The 1,522-nt window shown below is 67.4% G+C and carries 2 protein-coding genes; both read right to left on the bottom strand.

What is annotated here, in order from left to right; translation table 11 throughout:
• Positions 1 to 35: 35 nt before the first annotated feature.
• The gene (locus ACFWJ4_RS41605) at positions 36 to 1,040 is read right to left on the bottom strand and encodes an IS3 family transposase (RefSeq protein ID WP_380554687.1); all 1,005 of its coding nucleotides are present in this window, start codon (positions 1,038 to 1,040) and stop codon (positions 36 to 38) included.
• A gap of 20 nt (positions 1,041 to 1,060) precedes the next feature.
• A complete protein-coding gene (locus ACFWJ4_RS41600; protein WP_380554684.1) occupies positions 1,061 to 1,444 on the bottom strand; it encodes a transposase in 384 nt (127 codons plus the stop codon).
• Between the last annotated feature and the right edge of the window lie 78 nt (positions 1,445 to 1,522).

Here is a 1,522-nt window from a genome sequence, read left to right as displayed (position 1 = left end):
CGGAAGATTTCAAGTCCAGTGAGACGGTCGTGATGTTATGAGGTTTGTGGTGCGGGTTCCCTGCGCTTACTGGGGTCGTTGATCCATGCTGCCTGCGGGATCTCGGGTGGTCTGGGGCGGCGGTCGAAGCGTTCGGGGTGCCGTGCGTAGGCCTCGGCGAGGGTGACGGCCCGCTGGTCGCGGATTTCCTCGGCGGTGCCGAAGTGGACGCTGGCGGGCGTGTGGAGGCCGATACCCGAGTGCCGGTGCTCGTGGTTGTAGTACGAGATGAAGGCGTCGAACCATTCGCGGGCGTGGGCCAGGGAGTCGAACCGCTGCGGGAAGTCGGCCATGTACTTGGTGGTCTTGAACTGGGCCTCGCTGTAGGGGTTGTCGTTGGAGACTTTGGGTCGGGAGTGGCTTCTGGTGACGCCGAGGTCGATCAGCAGCTGGGAGACCTTCTTGGAGGTCATGGAAGTGCCGCGGTCGGCGTGCACGGTCTCGGGCACGATGCCGTTGCGCTCGATGGCCTCGCGGATCAACTCCTCGGCCCGTTCGGCTGATTCGACCGGCTCGACGGTGTGGCCGACGACGTAGCGGCTGAAGATGTCGATGATGACGTAGGCGTGGTACCAGATGCCCTTGCGGGGGCCGGCTGCTTTGGTGATGTCCCATGACCACACCTGCGAGGAAGCGGTGGCGACCAGTTCGGGCACCGTCCTGGCCGGGTGGGTGGCCTGGCGGCGCCGCTCGCCCGATTGGCCGCGCTCGCGCAGGATCCGGTACATCGTGGAGACCGAGCAGTGGTAACGCCCGGTGTCCAGCTCGCGGGCCCAGATCTGCGCGGGCGGCAGCTCGGCGTACTCGGGGCTGTTCATCAATGCCAGCACCGCTTCGCGCTCTTCGGTCGTCAGGGCCGACGGCTGGACCTGCGCGACCCTGGGCCGGCGTGCGGACGGCGGTTTCAGCCTGCGGTAGTGGGTGGCCCGGGAGCGGCCGGTCAGGCGGCACGCGGCCGTGGTGCCCAGCTCGTGTTCGACGGCGGTGAACGCCTCGTCCACGACCGGGTCGGCGGCATGGGTCAGTCCGCGCTCTCGGAGATCATTTCCAAGAGCGCCGACGCTTTTCCCAGAACCTCCAAGGCGGCCTTGTTCCGGGCGAGCTCCTTCTCCAACCGTTCCACCTGCCGGCGCAGCTTCTCGTTCTCGACCTCAGAGGCGGACTTCTTCGGGCGGGCCGGACTCGTACGGTGGTCGACCAGGTTCTCCAGGGCCCCGGCATCGCGTGCGGCCCGCCACTCGGTGACATGGGAGTGGTACAGGCGCTCGCGGCGCAGGACCGCGCCCTTCTCACCCTCGGGCGCGGCGTCGTACTCGGCGACGATCCGCAGCTTGTACTCGGGGCTGAACGTGCGGCGCTTCGGCCGGGGAGCCGGGTCAGTGGCGGACGGATTACTGCTGGTCATCAGGGGTGGAACTCCTACTCGGGCCCCCTCAGGCTAACCCGACAAAGCGGGATGTCTCACCCAAGGCTGACAGAGAGG

Source organism: Kitasatospora sp. NPDC127067 (assembly GCF_042724755.1).
Taxonomy (GTDB): Bacteria; Actinomycetota; Actinomycetes; order Streptomycetales; family Streptomycetaceae; genus Kitasatospora; species Kitasatospora lactacystinica.
This window is presented reverse-complemented; position numbering and strand designations above follow the sequence as displayed.

Excerpts from the sequence above, each read along its gene's own strand:
- ACFWJ4_RS41600 (WP_380554684.1), bottom strand. The coding sequence starts at position 1,444 with ATGACCAGCAGTAATCCGTCCGCCACTGACCCGGCTCCCCGGCCGAAG.